At 70.5% G+C, this 15,000-nt stretch carries 15 protein-coding genes and 1 pseudogene; 9 read left to right on the top strand and 7 right to left on the bottom strand.

Annotated elements, in window-relative coordinates:
- The first annotated feature begins 46 nt into the window (after positions 1-46).
- The 5 genes from acs (at position 47) to AB0I77_RS27275 (ending at position 5,439) form a co-directional block, all read left to right on the top strand.
- Positions 47-2,002, top strand: coding sequence for an acetate--CoA ligase (gene acs, locus AB0I77_RS27295; RefSeq protein WP_363285328.1), 1,956 nt, complete (start codon positions 47-49; stop codon positions 2,000-2,002).
- Between the two features lie 177 nt (positions 2,003-2,179).
- Positions 2,180-3,616 carry a Na+/H+ antiporter NhaA gene (gene nhaA / locus AB0I77_RS27290; RefSeq protein ID WP_363285327.1) on the top strand — a complete coding sequence of 479 codons (1,437 nt, stop codon included), beginning with the start codon at positions 2,180-2,182 and terminating at the stop codon, positions 3,614-3,616.
- A gap of 89 nt (positions 3,617-3,705) precedes the next feature.
- Positions 3,706-4,197, top strand: coding sequence for a phage holin family protein (locus AB0I77_RS27285; protein WP_363285326.1), 492 nt, complete (start codon positions 3,706-3,708; stop codon positions 4,195-4,197).
- Positions 4,194-5,129 carry an alpha/beta hydrolase gene (locus AB0I77_RS27280; RefSeq protein ID WP_363285325.1) on the top strand — a complete coding sequence of 312 codons (936 nt, stop codon included), beginning with the start codon at positions 4,194-4,196 and terminating at the stop codon, positions 5,127-5,129. Before AB0I77_RS27285 ends, AB0I77_RS27280 begins: the two co-directional genes overlap by 4 nt.
- Before the next feature lie 127 nt (positions 5,130-5,256).
- On the top strand, positions 5,257-5,439 hold the full coding sequence (locus tag AB0I77_RS27275) for a hypothetical protein (protein WP_363285324.1): 183 nt from the start codon (positions 5,257-5,259) through the stop codon (positions 5,437-5,439).
- Between the two features lie 82 nt (positions 5,440-5,521).
- Here AB0I77_RS27275 and AB0I77_RS27270 read toward each other — a convergent pair whose 3' ends face one another.
- From AB0I77_RS27270 to nth, 3 genes are all read right to left on the bottom strand, one after another.
- Complete coding sequence (locus AB0I77_RS27270; protein ID WP_363285323.1) at positions 5,522-6,721, bottom strand: MarP family serine protease; 1,200 nt, start codon at positions 6,719-6,721, stop codon at positions 5,522-5,524.
- Positions 6,722-6,772: 51 nt separating this feature from the next.
- Complete coding sequence (locus AB0I77_RS27265; protein WP_363285322.1) at positions 6,773-7,468, bottom strand: CoA pyrophosphatase; 696 nt, start codon at positions 7,466-7,468, stop codon at positions 6,773-6,775.
- Between the two features lie 121 nt (positions 7,469-7,589).
- Positions 7,590-8,567, bottom strand: a complete 978-nt coding sequence (gene nth / locus AB0I77_RS27260; protein ID WP_363285321.1) for an endonuclease III — start codon at positions 8,565-8,567, stop codon at positions 7,590-7,592.
- Between the two features lie 274 nt (positions 8,568-8,841).
- On the opposite strand from nth, the gene AB0I77_RS27255 reads away from it, so the two are divergent.
- Positions 8,842-9,516 carry a Crp/Fnr family transcriptional regulator gene (locus AB0I77_RS27255; protein ID WP_030668030.1) on the top strand — a complete coding sequence of 225 codons (675 nt, stop codon included), beginning with the start codon at positions 8,842-8,844 and terminating at the stop codon, positions 9,514-9,516.
- A gap of 12 nt (positions 9,517-9,528) precedes the next feature.
- Positions 9,529-9,769, top strand: a pseudogene (locus tag AB0I77_RS27250) (hypothetical protein); the annotation flags it as partial.
- Between the two features lie 2 nt (positions 9,770-9,771).
- Here the strand turns inward: AB0I77_RS27250 and AB0I77_RS27245 are convergent.
- The 4 genes from AB0I77_RS27245 to AB0I77_RS27230 all read right to left on the bottom strand — a co-directional run bounded on the left by AB0I77_RS27245 (position 9,772) and on the right by AB0I77_RS27230 (position 12,248).
- Positions 9,772-10,602, bottom strand: a complete 831-nt coding sequence (locus AB0I77_RS27245) for an MBL fold metallo-hydrolase (RefSeq protein ID WP_363285320.1) — start codon at positions 10,600-10,602, stop codon at positions 9,772-9,774.
- The gene (locus AB0I77_RS27240) at positions 10,599-11,549 is read right to left on the bottom strand and encodes an NUDIX hydrolase (protein ID WP_363285319.1); all 951 of its coding nucleotides are present in this window, start codon (positions 11,547-11,549) and stop codon (positions 10,599-10,601) included. Before AB0I77_RS27240 ends, AB0I77_RS27245 begins: the two co-directional genes overlap by 4 nt.
- A 73-nt stretch (positions 11,550-11,622) precedes the next feature.
- Complete coding sequence (locus AB0I77_RS27235) at positions 11,623-12,090, bottom strand: RidA family protein (RefSeq protein ID WP_363285318.1); 468 nt, start codon at positions 12,088-12,090, stop codon at positions 11,623-11,625.
- Positions 12,087-12,248 carry a DUF4177 domain-containing protein gene (locus AB0I77_RS27230; RefSeq protein WP_003975360.1) on the bottom strand — a complete coding sequence of 54 codons (162 nt, stop codon included), beginning with the start codon at positions 12,246-12,248 and terminating at the stop codon, positions 12,087-12,089. Before AB0I77_RS27230 ends, AB0I77_RS27235 begins: the two co-directional genes overlap by 4 nt.
- A 118-nt stretch (positions 12,249-12,366) precedes the next feature.
- Between AB0I77_RS27230 and AB0I77_RS27225 the strand changes: the two genes are divergently transcribed.
- Both AB0I77_RS27225 and AB0I77_RS27220 read left to right on the top strand, forming a co-directional pair.
- Positions 12,367-13,344: an ArsA-related P-loop ATPase gene (locus tag AB0I77_RS27225; protein ID WP_363285317.1), complete on the top strand. Its 978-nt coding sequence runs from the start codon at positions 12,367-12,369 to the stop codon at positions 13,342-13,344.
- A complete protein-coding gene (locus AB0I77_RS27220; protein WP_363285316.1) occupies positions 13,341-14,846 on the top strand; it encodes an ArsA family ATPase in 1,506 nt (501 codons plus the stop codon). The genes AB0I77_RS27225 and AB0I77_RS27220 overlap by 4 nt, the downstream gene beginning before the upstream one ends.
- Positions 14,847-15,000: the final 154 nt, after the last annotated feature.

Raw genomic sequence — 15,000 nt, 5'->3', positions numbered from 1 at the left:
GCTGTGGCCTGGGACACAGCGGACGACCCTGAGATCGGGAGATGTCGTGAGCAACGAAAGCCTGGCCAACCTGCTGCGCGAGGAACGCAGGTTCGCACCCCCCGCCGACCTGGCCGCGAACGCCAACGTCACCGCGGAGGCGTATGAACAGGCCAAGGCTGACAGGCTCGGCTTCTGGGCCGCGCAGGCCCGCCGACTGACCTGGGCCAAGGAGCCGACCGAGACGCTGGACTGGTCGAACCCGCCCTTCGCCAAATGGTTCAAGGACGGCACGCTGAACGTGGCGTACAACTGCGTGGACCGGCATGTCGAGGCCGGACATGGTGACCGGGTCGCCATCCACTTCGAGGGCGAGCCCGGCGACTCTCGCGCCATCACCTACGCCGAGCTCAAGGACGAGGTCTCCAAGGCCGCGAACGCGCTGCTGGAGCTGGGAGTCGAGAAGGGCGACCGGGTCGCCGTCTACATGCCGATGATCCCGGAGACGGCGATCGCGATGCTCGCCTGCGCCCGGATCGGCGCCGCGCACTCCGTCGTCTTCGGCGGCTTCTCGGCGGACGCGCTCGCGACCCGGATCGAGGACGCGGACGCCAAGGTCGTCATCACCGCCGACGGCGGCTGGCGGCGCGGCAAGCCGTCCGCGCTCAAGCCGGCCGTCGACGACGCGGTCGCGCGCGTGGAGAACGTCGAGCACGTCCTCGTCGTCCGCCGTACCGGCCAGGAGGTCGCCTGGAACGACAGCCACGACGTGTGGTGGCACGACATCGTCGAGCGGCAGTCCGCCGAGCACACGCCGGAGGCGTTCGACGCCGAGCACCCGCTGTTCATCCTGTACACGTCCGGTACGACGGGGAAGCCGAAGGGCATCCTGCACACCTCCGGCGGCTACCTCACGCAGACGGCGTACACGCATCACGCGGTCTTCGACCTCAAGCCGGAGACCGATGTGTACTGGTGCACGGCCGACGTCGGCTGGGTCACCGGGCACTCGTACATCGTCTACGGGCCGCTGGCCAACGGCGCGACCCAGGTCATGTACGAGGGCACGCCCGACACCCCGCACCAGGGCCGGTTCTGGGAGGTCGTGCAGAAGTACGGGGTGACCATCCTGTACGCGGCGCCGACCGCCATCCGTACGTTCATGAAGTGGGGCGACGACATCCCCGCGAAGTTCGATCTGTCCTCCCTCCGCGTCCTCGGCTCCGTCGGCGAGCCGATCAACCCCGAGGCGTGGATGTGGTACCGCAAGCACATCGGCGCCGACAAGACCCCGATCGTCGACACCTGGTGGCAGACCGAGACCGGCGCGATGATGGTCTCTCCGCTGCCCGGTGTGACGGCGACCAAGCCGGGATCGGCGCAGACGCCGCTGCCCGGTATCTCCGCGACGGTCGTCGACGACGAGGCGCGGGAGGTGCCCAACGGCGGTGGCGGCTACCTGGTCCTGACCGAGCCGTGGCCGTCGATGCTGCGCACCATCTGGGGCGACGACCAGCGGTTCCTCGACACCTACTGGTCGCGCTTCGAGGGCAAGTACTTCGCCGGTGACGGAGCGAAGAAGGACGACGACGGCGACATCTGGCTCCTCGGCCGCGTCGACGACGTGATGCTCGTGTCCGGGCACAACATCTCCACCACCGAGGTCGAGTCGGCCCTCGTGTCCCACCCGTCGGTCGCCGAGGCGGCCGTGGTCGGCGCGGCGGACGAGACCACCGGGCAGGCGATCGTCGCCTTCGTGATCCTGCGCGGTACGGCGTCGGAGACGGAGAGCCTCGTGGGCGACCTGCGCAACCACGTTGGCGCCACCCTCGGCCCGATCGCCAAGCCCAAGCGGATCCTGCCGGTGGCCGAGCTGCCGAAGACCCGCTCCGGCAAGATCATGCGGCGCCTGCTGCGGGACGTCGCCGAGAACCGCCAGCTCGGTGACGTGACGACCCTGACGGACTCGACGGTCATGGACCTCATCCAGACCAAGCTGCCCGCGGCTTCGAGCGAGGACTGAGCGTACGTACGGCCACGAAGGGGCACCCGGTGGCAGACCCGCCGGGTGCCCGCGCGCCTACCGTAGAGACCATCGGATGCGCCCCCGCGCACTTTAGGTAGACTAAACAATCAAGGTGCGCCGGGAAGTCTGGTCGGCATGTGTTCCGTCCTGCCCGCCAACCGGAGGTCTCCCCCCGTGACCGCGCCGCCCACAGCCCCCACCCGCAAAGCCTTCGGACGTCTGTCCCTGCCCGAGCGGAACTTCGTCGCGGACGCGTTGCGCACGGAGACCGTCGGCGGTGTCCTGCTCCTCATCGCCGCCGTCGCCGCGCTGATCTGGGCGAATATCCCCGCCCTGCACGACAGCTACGAGAGCGTCAGCCACTTCCACCTGGGCCCCGAGGCGCTCGGCCTGAACCTGTCGATCCAGCACTGGGCCGCCGACGGGCTCCTCGCGGTCTTCTTCTTCGTCGCCGGCATCGAGCTCAAGCGCGAGCTGGTCGCCGGTGATCTCAAGGACCCCAAGGCGGCCATGCTGCCAGTCGTGGCGGCCCTGTGCGGGATGGCCGTACCGGCGCTCGTCTACACGCTCACCAACCTCACCGGCGGCGGCTCGCTGAGCGGCTGGGCGGTGCCCACCGCCACCGACATCGCCTTCGCGCTCGCCGTACTCTCCGTCATCGGTACGTCCCTGCCGAGCGCCCTGCGCGCGTTCCTGCTGACGCTCGCCGTCGTCGACGACCTCTGCGCGATCCTGATCATCGCGGTCTTCTTCACCGACTCCATCGACTTCGCCGCGCTCGGCGGCGCCGTCGTCGGCCTGCTCGTCTTCTGGCTGCTGCTGCGCAAGGGCGTACGCGGCTGGTACGTGTACATCCCGCTCGCGCTCGTCATCTGGGCGCTGATGTACAACAGCGGCGTGCACGCCACCATCGCGGGCGTCGCCATGGGTCTGATGCTGCGCTGCCACCGCCACGAGGGCGAGGCGCACTCCCCCGGCGAGCACATCGAGCATCTCGTACGGCCGCTCTCGGCGGGCCTGGCCGTACCCCTGTTCGCCCTGTTCAGTGCGGGTGTCTCGATCTCCGGCGGCGCGGTCGGCGACGTGTTCACCAAGCCGGAGACGCTCGGCGTGGCCCTCGGGCTGATCGTCGGCAAGGCGCTCGGCATCTTCGGCGGGACCTGGCTGACGGCACGTTTTACCCGGGCCTCGCTCAGCGACGACCTGGAATGGGCCGACGTGTTCGCCGTGTCGACCCTCGCCGGCATCGGCTTCACCGTCTCGCTGCTCATCGGCGAACTCGCCTTCGAGGGCGACACGGTGCTCACCGACGAGGTCAAGGCCGCCGTCCTCATCGGCTCGCTGATCGCGGCCGTCCTGGCGAGCGTCCTGTTGAAGGTACGGAACGCCAAGTACCGCAGGCTCTGCGAGGTCGAGGAGCGCGACGACGACCTCGACGGCATCCCGGACATCTACGAGGAGGACGAGCCGGAGTACCACCTGCGGATGGCCGCCATCTACGACCGCAAGGCCGCGGAGCACCGCCGGCTCGCCGAAGTGAAGGCCGCCGAGCGCAACGCGCTTGCCGAAGTGGCGGGCGGGGCAGGCGATCAGGGCGACCGTCCGGCATGATCTGACGGGACGGTACAAATGGACCGTACAAATCGACCGCACAAATCGACCGTTCCCGGTCAGGCACACAGCAGAAAAGGGAGAACGCGATGAGCGCACCCGACGGCAGCCCGGTCGGCGCCGAACGCAGCATCGGCCAGCTGTTCGCCTCGGCGACGACCGAGATGTCCGCGCTGGTGCACGACGAGATCGCGCTGGCGAAGGCGCAGCTCAAGCGGGACGTCAAGCGCGGCGCGACGAGCGGCGGCGCGTTCACGGTGGCCGGCGCCATCCTGCTCTTCTCGCTGCCGATGCTGAACTTCGCGCTGGCGTACGGCATCCGGACCTGGAGCGACTGGAACCTCGCGATCTGCTTCGTGCTGTCCTTCGCGGCGAACGTGCTCGTGGCGGGCGTCCTCGCGCTGATCGGCATCGTCTTCGCGAAGAAGGCCAAGAAGAGCAAGGGTCCGCAGAAGGTCGCCGCCTCGGTGAAGGAGACGGCAGGCGTCCTTCAGAAGGCCAAGCCGCACCCGCGCCCGACGCCGGCCCTGGAGGGCCGCGCGCCCGAAGCCATCGAGGCTGTGGCACGCTCGTCGTCATGACGGACCCCGCCACACCCGCGCAACCTGTCTCGGTCGTACGACCGGACGGTCCCTGGACGCACCGGGAGGTCGCCGCCAACGGCGCGCGCTTCCACATCGCGGAGATGGGCGACGGGCCGCTGGTGCTGCTGCTGCACGGCTTCCCCCAGTTCTGGTGGACCTGGCGGCACCAGCTCACCGCGCTCGCCGACGCGGGCTTCAGGGCCGTCGCCATGGACCTCAGGGGAGTCGGCGGCAGCGACCGCACCCCGCGCGGTTACGACCCGGCCAACCTCGCCCTCGACATCACCGGCGTGATCCGCTCCCTCGGCGAGCCGGACGCGGCGCTGGTCGGGCACGACCTGGGCGGCTACCTGGCGTGGACGGCGGCGGCGATGCGCCCCAAGCTCGTACGACGCCTCGCGGTCGCGTCCATGCCACACCCCCGGCGCTGGCGCTCGGCGATGCTCTCGGACGTCAAGCAGACCCGGTCGGGTTCCTACATCTGGGGATTTCAGCGCCCCTGGGTCCCCGAGCGGCAGCTCACCGCCGACGACGGGGCTCTCGTGGCCCGGCTCATCCGGGACTGGTCCGGCCCGCGGCTGCCGGACGACGAGGCGGTGGAGACGTACCGGCGCGCGATCTGCATCCCGTCGACCGCGCACTGTTCGATCGAGCCGTACCGGTGGATGGTGCGGTCGATCGCGCGTCCCGACGGCATCCAGTTCAACCGGCGGATGAAGCGGCCGGTGCGGGTGCCGACGCTGCATCTGCACGGCTCGCTCGACCCCGTGATGCGCACGCGCAGCGCCGCCGGTTCCGGGGAGTACGTCGAAGCGCCGTACCGCTGGCGACTGTTCGACGGGCTGGGTCACTTCCCGCACGAGGAGGATCCGGTGGCGTTCTCCACGGAGCTCATCAACTGGCTGAAGGATCCCGAACCCGATCGGTGATCGGGCCAATGCGCCCGGTATCCGGAACTGAACACGTGTCCTACGAACAGCCAATTGCCTGACGCATAGGCCAATTGGAGGGCCTGGGGGCGGTTATCGACCTTGGGGCAGGGGCAGACGTCCGGGTATGGGCTGGACGCACGACTACAGTGACGCAGCACGCAATCGACGCTCGGGCAGTGGCCTGAGCTCCCACCAACGAGGGGGTGCCCCGCAGATGGCGGGGACGGACCTGAGGGTGGGCATCCCGCGCATCCTGCGGCGCCGGGCCCGCTGGGTCTCGGTACGGCTGCGCCACCCTCGCGGCTGACGCGCCTTTCACACGGCGACTCACAGCCAGCGGATCGCAGCGACTGACAGCCGGTGGCTGACAGCGACTCACAGCCAGCGGATCACAGCGCGCAGCTGTCGCTGTCCACCTGCTGGTTCGCGGTGCGGCCGTCGGCGATGTCCTCCTGGATCTCGTCCGCGGTGAGGGCGTAGCCGGTGTCCGCGTCGTCGAGGGACTTCGCGAAGACCACGCCGTACACCTCCCCTTGGGGGGTGAGCAGCGGGCCGCCGGAGTTGCCCTGGCGGACGGTCGCGTACAGCGAGTAGACGTCGCGGCGGACGGTGCCGCGGTGGTAGATGTCCGGTCCGTTGGCCGTGATGCGGCCACGCAGGCGGGCGGACCGCACGTCGTACCCGCCGTTCTCCGGGAAGCCCGCGACGATCGCGCTGTCGCCGCCGGCCGCGTCCTCGGTCGAGAACCGCAGTGCGGGCGCGCTCAGATCGGGTACGTCGAGTACGGCGATGTCGCGCTGCCAGTCGTAGAGGACGACCGTCGCGTCGTACTTCCTGCCCTCGCCGCCGATCTGGACGGTGGGCTCGTCGACGCCGCCGACGACATGCGCGTTGGTCATCACGCGGCGGTCGCCGAAGACGAAGCCCGTGCCCTCCAGGACCTTGCCGCAGCTCTGGGCGGTGCCCATGACCTTGACGATGGAGCGCTGGGCACGGGCTGCCACCGCGCTGTTGGCGAGGGCCGGGTCGGGGGGCCGGACCTCCTTGATCGGCTCGTTGGAGAACGGGCTGAAGACCTGCGGGAAGCCGTTCTGCGCGAGGACGGAGGTGAAGTCCTGGAACCAGGTGTCGGCCTGTTTGGGCAGCGCCTCCGACACACCCAGCAGCACCTTGGAGCTGCGGACCTCCTTGCCCAGCGTCGGCAGCGTGGTCTGCGCGAGGGCGGAACCGAGCAGCCAGGCCACCAGCAGCATCGCCACGACGTTGACCAGAGCCCCGCCGGTCGCGTCCAGGGCGCGGGCCGGGGACCAGGTGATGTACCGGCGCAGCTTGTTTCCGAGATGGGTGGTCAGGGCCTGGCCGACGGAGGCGCAGACGATGACGACGACGACCGCGACGACGGCGGCGGTCGTACCGACCTCGGCGCTGTCGGTCAGCGCGTCCCAGATGACGGGCAGCAGGTAGACCGCGACGAGACCGCCGCCCAGGAAGCCGATCACCGACAGGATGCCGACGACGAAGCCCTGGCGATAGCCGACGACGGCGAACCACACGGCGGCGAGCAGCAACAGGATGTCCAGCACGTTCACCGGTTCGAGCCTCGCCTCATCACTTTGCACAGCACGGCAGCAGACACCCTGTCATGCGCGCCAGTCGAGCGGGACCTGCTTCTCGCGGTCCCAGGGCCGCTCCCAGCCCGCGTAGTGCAGGAGCCGGTCGATGACTCCCGCTGTGAAACCCCACACCAGGGCTGATTCGACCAGAAATGCCGGACCTCTGTGGCCTGTGGGGTGGACGGTGGTGGCGCGGTTGGCGGGATCCGTGAGATCCGCCACGGGGACGGTGAAGACGCGCGCCGTCTCGTTCGGATCGACGACCCCGATCGGGCTCGGCTCGCGCCACCAGCCCAGCACGGGCGTGACGACGAAGCCGCTGACCGGGATGTACAGCTTGGGCAGCACGCCGAAGAGCTGGACGCCGGACGGGTCGAGGCCGGTCTCCTCCTCCGCCTCGCGCAGGGCGGCCCGCAGCGGGCCGTCGCCCTGCGGGTCGCCGTCCTCCGCGTCGAGCGCGCCGCCGGGGAAGGACGGCTGGCCGGCATGCGACCGCAGCGAGCTGGCCCGCTCCATGAGCAGCAGTTCGGGACCGCGCTCGCCCTCGCCGAAGAGGACGAGGACGGCGGACTGCCGCCCCGCGCCGTCCTTGGGCGGCAGGAAGCGGCTCAGCTGGAGCGGCTCGACCGTCTCCACGGCGTGCACCACCGGATCCATCCAGGACGGCAGGCCCTCTTTGCTCAGCGCCACCGGACCGCCCTGTGTGTTGCTCGCGCGCGTCATCGCCACCCCCGTCGTTCTGTTCGATCCAACGCCCGGCGGTCCCGAGATCGTTCCTGGGAAAGCGGGGAACGCTCGGAACGCGGGGAAACCGGGGAAAGCGGGGGACGTACCCAAGGGTGTGTCATCCGGCCCCCAGCGGAGGCGCGGGTTTCCCGCCCGCGTCCAGATATGCCTGCGGGGGCTTCAGTCGCTGGCCCGGGAAGCCGCCCTTCTCGTACTTGAGCAGCTTCTTCGCCTTCTCCGGGTCCGTCTCGCCCTCGCCGTACGCCGGGCAGAGCGGGGCGATGGGGCAGGCGCCGCAGGCGGGCTTGCGAGCGTGGCAGATGCGGCGGCCGTGGAAGATCACGTAGTGCGAGAGCATGGTCCAGTCGCTCTTGGGGAAGAGCGCGCCGACGGCCGCCTCGATCTTGTCGGGGTCGGTCTCGGTCGTCCACTGCCAGCGCCGCACCAGGCGCTGGAAGTGCGTGTCCACGGTGAGACCGGGGTGCCCGAAGGCGTTGCCCAGGACGACGAAGGCGGTCTTGCGGCCTACGCCGGGCAGCTTGACGAGGTCTGCGAGCCGACCCGGCACCTCGCCGCCGAACTCCTCGACGAGGGCCTTGGACAGCCCTATGACGGACCTGGTCTTGGCCCGGAAGAAGCCGGTGGGCCGCAGGATCTCCTCGACCTCCTCCGGGTTGGCCGCCGCCAGGTCCTCGGGGGTCGGGTACTTGGCGAAGAGGGCGGGTGTCGTCTGGTTGACCCTGAGGTCGGTGGTCTGGGCGGACAGGACCGTGGCGACGATCAGCTGGAAGGGATTCTCGAAGTCCAGCTCGGGGTGAGCGTACGGATAGACCTCGGCGAGCTCGCGGTTGATACGGCGGGCACGGCGGACGAGGGCGGTGCGCGACTCGCTCTTCGGCGTCTTCGGGGCGACGGTCTTCGCGGGTGCGGCCTTCTTCACGGAGGCCGTGGCCTTCTCGGGAGCGACGATCGGCTTCTTCACGGAAGCCGTCTTCTTCACGGAAGCAGCCTTCTTCACAGAAGCCGTCTTCTTCACCGGAGCCTTCGCTGCCGCTTTTGCCGGTTTCTTTCCGCCACCGGGGCTCTGTTCGCCCATAGCGGAATCACGACGTACAACCACCCGCGCAGCCCCCTTGGCCTGTGCTCTCACCGCGTTTTGGACACCCGGCCAGCCTAGAGCCCGGCACTGACATCTGCCCCGGACCCTGAAGATCGGCGCCCAATTGGACCCCTGCCGCGTACCCCGGGACACCTGTGCGGCATCCTTGTGACAGATCACACTGTTTGGACCGTCCGGCAAAATGGGGAGCACGGTCCCCTGGTACGTAGGGGAGCAAGATCCCCTGAGCAGGTCGACAAGGAGAGAACTCGTGGACGACGTTCTGCGGCGCAACCCGCTCTTCGCGGCTCTTGACGACGAGCAGGCCGCGGAGCTCCGCGCCTCCATGAGTGAGGTGACCCTGGCCCGTGGCGACTCCCTGTTCCACGAGGGCGACCCGGGTGACCGGCTCTACGTCGTCACTGAGGGCAAGGTGAAGCTCCACCGCACATCCCCCGACGGCCGCGAGAACATGCTGGCCGTGGTCGGCCCCGGCGAGCTCATCGGCGAGCTGTCGCTCTTCGACCCGGGCCCGCGCACGGCGACGGCGACCGCACTGACCGAGGTCAAGCTGCTGGGCTTGGGCCACGGCGACCTCCAGCCCTGGCTGAACGCCCGCCCCGAGGTGGCCGGCGCCCTGCTGCGCGCCGTGGCCCGGCGGCTGCGCCGCACCAACGACGCGATGTCCGACCTCGTCTTCTCGGATGTCCCCGGCCGGGTGGCGCGCGCGCTCCTCGACCTCTCCCGCCGCTTCGGCGTGCAGTCCGAGGAGGGCATCCACGTCGTCCACGATCTGACGCAGGAGGAGCTGGCCCAGCTGGTCGGCGCGTCCCGCGAGACCGTGAACAAGGCGCTGGCGGACTTCGCGCAGCGAGGGTGGCTCCGCCTCGAGGCGCGGGCAGTGATCCTTCTGGACGTCGAACGGCTCGCGAAGCGTTCGCGCTGAGGTCCGTGGGGGCTGCCTGACGTCCCCGGCAATGGTCTCGACGCCCAGGGGTACATCGCACGCGAGGGCTCCCTCGGACGCATCCCCCACGCCTTCCGTCCCGTCGTGGCAGCCGCCCGGGACCGGCTGATCGCTCTGTTCGGGGCGCGGCTGCACAGCGCGTACCTCTACGGGTCGATTCCGCGCGGTCGGGTGGTTCCGCGCCTGCCCGTGCACCCCATTGCTCGGCGAGGACCTCGCGGAGTACTGGCCCAGCTAGATCAGGCCGTGCTCCGCCAGGTACTCCAGCTGCGCCCGTACCGACAGCTCCGCCGCCGGCCACAGGGAACGGTCCACGTCCGCGTACACATGCGCGACGACCTCGGCCGGCGACCGGTAGCCGTTCTCCACGGCCGTCTCGACCTGGGCGAGCCGGTGGGCGCGGTGGGCGAGGTAGAACTCGACGGCGCCCTGGGCGTCCTCCAGGACGGGGCCGTGGCCGGGAAGCACCGTGTGGACGCCGTCGTCGACCGTGAGCGATCTGAGCCGCCGCAGCGAGTCCAGGTAGTCGCCGAGACGGCCGTCAGGGTGGGCCACGACCGTCGTACCGCGGCCCAGGATGGTGTCACCCGTCAGGACCGCCCGGTCGGCCGGGAGATGGAAGCACAGGGAGTCCGCGGTGTGGCCGGGGGTCGGTACGACCCTCAGCTCCAGGCCGCCCACCTCGATCGCGTCCCCCGCGGCCAGCCCCTCGTCGCCCAGCCGCAGCGCCGGGTCCAGTGCCCGCACCTTCGTGCCGGTCAGCTCGGCGAAGCGGGCGGCGCCGTCGGCGTGGTCCGGGTGGCCGTGCGTGAGGAGGGTGAGCGCGACGCGTTTGCCGGCCTCCTCCGCCGCGCCGATGACATGGCGCAGATGCCCGTCGTCCAGCGGGCCCGGGTCGACCACGACGGCCAGTGCGGAGTCGGGCTCCGCGAGGATCCAGGTGTTCGTCCCGTCCAGGGTCATCGCGGAGGCGTTGGGCGCGAGGACGTTCACGGCCCGTGGGGTGGCGGGACCGGAGAGGACCCCGCCCCGTGGCTGGCCGGGAAGGGCTGCTGCGTCCGTCATGGGGGGTCTCCACCGGTCTGGAGGTCGGTCGGCAGGTCAGTCGGAGGATCGGCCGGGAGATCGGCCTGGAGATCGGTCGCCATGCGCTCGGTCGGGATGTGCTTCGTGAATTCGTCGTGGCCCGGCCAGGACAGGACGATCTCGCCCTCCTCCAGGCGGGCCCGCGCCAGGACCGGGGTCAGGTCGCGGGCGGGAGCCGCGGCGAGCGCCTCGGCGGCCGTGCCGTACGCGGTCAGCTGGCGCAGGGTCGCGACCGTGGGCGGCATCATCAGCAGCTCGCCCCGGTCGTACGAGGCCGCCGCGTCGGCCGGTGCGATCCACACCGTACGGTCCGCCTCCGTCGAGGCGTTGCGGGTGCGCTGGCCCTCGGGGAGGGCGGCCACGAAGAACCAGGTGTCGTAGCGGCGGGGTTCGAACTCGGGGGTGATCCAGCGCGTCCAGGCGCCGAGGAGGTCGGAGCGCAGGACCAGCCCGCGGCGGTCCAGGAACTCGGCGAAGGACAGCTCGCGGGCGACCAGGGCCGCGCGGTCGGCCTCCCAGTCCGCGCCCGTGGTGTCGCCGACCACGGAGTCGGGGGCCGGGCCCGCGAGCAGGACGCCCGCCTCCTCGTACGTCTCGCGTACGGCCGCGCAGACGATCGCCTGGGCCGCCGTCTCGTCGACGCCGAGCCGGTGTGCCCACCACGCGCGCGTGGGGCCCGCCCAGCGGACGTGGTGGTCGTCGTCGCGGGGGTCGACGCCGCCGCCCGGGTACGCGTACGCGCCTCCGGCGAAGGCCATGGAGGCGCGTCTGCGCAGCATGTGGACGACGGGACCGGTGTCGCTGCCGGTGTCCTTCAGGAGCATGACGGTGGCGGCGCGCTTCGGGGTCACCGGGGTCAGGGTGCCGTCCGCCAGCGCGCGGATGAGCTCGGGCCACTCCTTCGGATACCACTGACCGTTCGCCATGGGCGGAGGCTATCTCTTGGTGAGCGGATGTTCGAGAGGCGACGATCAACGGCCCGGGCCGGACGGCGGGCGGTTACGCCTCCGTCAGCTCGACCTGGAATTCGACCTCCACCGGCGCGTCCAGCGGCAGCACCGCCACACCCACCGCACTGCGCGCGTGCACGCCCTTGTCGCCGAGGACCTCGCCCAGCAGCTCGCTCGCGCCGTTGACGACACCCGGCTGGCCGGTGAAGTCCGGGGCCGAGGCCACGAAGCCGGTGACCTTCACCACGCGCGCGACGAGGTCCAGGTCGCCGGCGACGGACTTCACGGCGGCGAGGCCGTTGAGCGCGCAGAGGCGGGCGAGCTCCTTGGCCTCCTCCGGCGTGACCTGTGCGCCCACCTTGCCGGTGACCGGAAGCTTGCCCTCCACCATGGGCAGCTGGCCGGACGTGTAGACGTACACCCCGCTCCGCACGGCAGGCTGGTACGCGGCCAGCGGCGCGACGACCTCCGGCAGCGTCAGGCCCAGCTCGGCCAACCGGGTCTCCACCACGCTCACGCCTGCTTCTCCCGCTTCAGGTAGGCCACGAGCTGCTCGGGGTTGTTCGGCCCGGGCACGACCTGGACGAGCTCCCAGCCGTCCTCGCCCCAGGTGTCCAGAATCTGCTTCGTGGCGTGGACGAGCAGCGGCACGGTTGCGTATTCCCACTTGGTCATGCGGCCGACTCTAACCTCTGTCGCAACCTCCGCCGTCTACCGAACGCGTGGTCGAATACAGCCACGTTGTCCACAGCCTCCGGCGTACTGCGGACGCGGACTGGTTAGGCTCGAATACGTGAGCAGGCTCCAGGTCGTCAGCGGCAAGGGCGGGACCGGAAAGACGACGGTCGCCGCAGCCCTCGCGCTGGCCCTCGCGACCGAGGGGAAGCGGACGCTTCTCGTCGAGGTCGAGGGCCGGCAGGGCATCGCGCAGCTCTTCGAAACGGAAGCGCTGCCTTATGAGGAGCGGAAGATCGCCGTCGCTCCCGGGGGCGGGGAGGTGTACGCCCTCGCCATCGACCCCGAACTGGCCCTTCTGGACTACCTCCAGATGTTCTACAAACTGGGCGGCGCCGGCCGGGCCCTGAAGAAGCTCGGCGCGATCGACTTCGCCACCACCATCGCGCCCGGCCTCAGGGACGTACTCCTGACCGGGAAAGCGTGTGAGGCGGTACGGCGGAAGACCAAGAGCGGAAGGTTCGTCTACGACTACGTCGTCATGGACGCGCCGCCCACCGGCCGCATCACCCGCTTCCTGAACGTCAACGACGAGGTGGCGGGGCTCGCCAAGATCGGGCCGATACACAATCAGGCGCAGGCCGTGATGCGGGTGCTGAAGTCGCCGGAAACGTCGGTCCACCTGGTGACGCTCCTCGAGGAGATGCCCGTCCAGGAGACCTCCGACGGGATCGCCGAGCTGCGGGCGGCCCGGCTGCCGGTGGGGCGGATCATGGTGAACATGGTGCGGCCGGAGGTGCTGGACGCGGCCGACCTGGAACTCGTACGGACGGCCCCGCGCACGGCCGTCGCCAAGTCGCTGTCGGCGGCCGGGCTCGGCGGGGCGCGGCGCGGGGGCCATGCCGAGCGGCTGGTCGATCCGCTCGTCGAGCAGGCCGGGGAGTACGCCGAGCGGTACGCGCTGGAGCACGAGCAGCGGGCCGTCCTGGCCGAGCTGGGCCTGCCGCTGCACGAACTGCCGCTGCTCGCCGAGGGAATGGACCTGGCGGGCCTGTACGAACTCGCCACCGAGCTGCGGAAACAGGGGATGTCATGAGTCCGGACCCGGCCCACACCCAGGACAGCGCCCGGCACCACCATCTCTCCCCCACGCGCGTGCTCGACATCGACCCGCTGCTCGACGATCCGAAGACCCGCATCGTCGTGTGCTGCGGCTCGGGCGGCGTGGGCAAGACGACCACGGCGGCGGCCCTCGGCCTGCGCGCGGCCGAGCGGGGCCGCAAGGTCGTCGTCCTCACCATCGACCCGGCCCGTCGGCTGGCCCAGTCGATGGGCATCGACTCGCTCGACAACATCCCGCGTCGAGTGAAGGGCGTCGACGACTCGGCGAGCGGCGAACTGCACGCCATGATGCTCGACATGAAGCGCACCTTCGACGAGATCGTCGAGGCGCACGCGGACGGCGAGCGGGCGGCCGCGATCCTGAACAACCCCTTCTACCAGTCGCTTTCGGCGGGCTTCGCGGGCACGCAGGAGTACATGGCGATGGAGAAGCTGGGGCAGCTGCGGTCCCGGGACGAGTGGGACCTGATCGTCGTCGACACGCCCCCGTCCCGCTCGGCGCTCGACTTCCTGGACGCGCCGAAGCGGCTGGGGTCCTTCCTGGACGGGCGGCTGATCCGGCTGCTGACGGCCCCGGCGAAGCTGGGTGGCCGCGCCGGGATGAAGTTCCTGAACGTCGGGATGTCGATGATGACCGGCACCCTCGGCAAGCTGCTCGGCGGTCAGCTCCTCAAGGACGTCCAGACGTTCGTGGCGGCGATGGACACCACCTTCGGCGGGTTCCGGACGCGCGCGGACGCGACGTACAAGCTGCTCCAGGCGCCCGGGACGGCGTTCCTGGTGGTCGCGGCGCCGGAGCGGGACGCGCTGCGGGAGGCCGCGTACTTCGTGGAGCGGCTGGCCGCCGAGGACATGCCGCTGGCCGGCCTGGTGCTCAACCGGGTCCACGGCAGCGGCGCCGCCCGGCTGTCGGCCGAGCGGGCGCTCGCCGCGGCGGAAAATCTTGAAGAGCCCCGCATTGTGGATCAGGGGGACGGGAAAGCAGTACTTCGTAACTCTCCTGACACGTACGGCAGTTCAGAACCCCCCGCTTCCGACACTTCCGAATCTTCCGCTTCCGGCTCTCCCGCTTCCGCGTCACCGGCGCCCGACGAAGGCTCCCCCGCCACCACGGACACCGCCACCACGGATCCCTCGGCCGCCGCAGACGCTGCTACCGACGCAGTTACGGACGCAGTTACGGACGCCGCTGCGGACCAGGATGACCAGGACGCGGACGCCACGCAGCGGGAGCGGACCGTCGAACAACTCACGGCAGGCCTGCTGAGGCTGCACGCCGAGCGCATGCGGCTGCTCTCCCGCGAGCAGCGCACGCGTGACCGCTTCACCTCGCTCCACCCCGAGGTGGCGGTGGCCGAAGTGGCCGCGCTGCCCGGCGATGTACACGATCTGGCGGGGCTGCGGGACATCGGAAACCGGCTCGCGGCCGGTCGGCCGGAGCTGCCCGAACCCAAGGTCCCCGAAGTCGGCACCTGAAGGGCCTGAGGCCTGAGAGGCCCGAGGAGGGCCCGAAAGGAGCCCGGGAGACCCGAGGGCGAGGGGGCCCGGGGGACCCGAGGGGCAGTTTCAGTCCCCCCGCGTGCCTCCGAGCTGCGCCCCTAGTCCCCCGTAGTGCCGTAGCGCGCCGTAG

Source organism: Streptomyces sp. NPDC050619 (assembly GCF_040654815.1).
GTDB lineage: Bacteria > Actinomycetota > Actinomycetes > Streptomycetales > Streptomycetaceae > Streptomyces.
The sequence above is the reverse complement of the archived record's forward strand: the minus strand, read 5'-3'. Positions and strand labels throughout refer to the sequence as shown.

Coding starts and splice junctions, on each gene's coding strand:
- AB0I77_RS27285 (WP_363285326.1), top strand. CDS start 3,706: ATGAGCGCACCCGACGGCAGCCCGGTCGGCGCCGAACGCAGCATCGGC.
- AB0I77_RS27280 (WP_363285325.1), top strand. CDS start 4,194: ATGACGGACCCCGCCACACCCGCGCAACCTGTCTCGGTCGTACGACCG.
- AB0I77_RS27275 (WP_363285324.1), top strand. CDS start 5,257: ATGGGCTGGACGCACGACTACAGTGACGCAGCACGCAATCGACGCTCG.
- AB0I77_RS27265 (WP_363285322.1), bottom strand. CDS start 7,468: ATGACGCGCGCGAGCAACACACAGGGCGGTCCGGTGGCGCTGAGCAAA.
- nth (WP_363285321.1), bottom strand. CDS start 8,567: ATGGGCGAACAGAGCCCCGGTGGCGGAAAGAAACCGGCAAAAGCGGCA.
- AB0I77_RS27245 (WP_363285320.1), bottom strand. CDS start 10,602: ATGACGGACGCAGCAGCCCTTCCCGGCCAGCCACGGGGCGGGGTCCTC.
- AB0I77_RS27240 (WP_363285319.1), bottom strand. CDS start 11,549: ATGGCGAACGGTCAGTGGTATCCGAAGGAGTGGCCCGAGCTCATCCGC.
- AB0I77_RS27230 (WP_003975360.1), bottom strand. CDS start 12,248: ATGACCAAGTGGGAATACGCAACCGTGCCGCTGCTCGTCCACGCCACG.
- AB0I77_RS27220 (WP_363285316.1), top strand. CDS start 13,341: ATGAGTCCGGACCCGGCCCACACCCAGGACAGCGCCCGGCACCACCAT.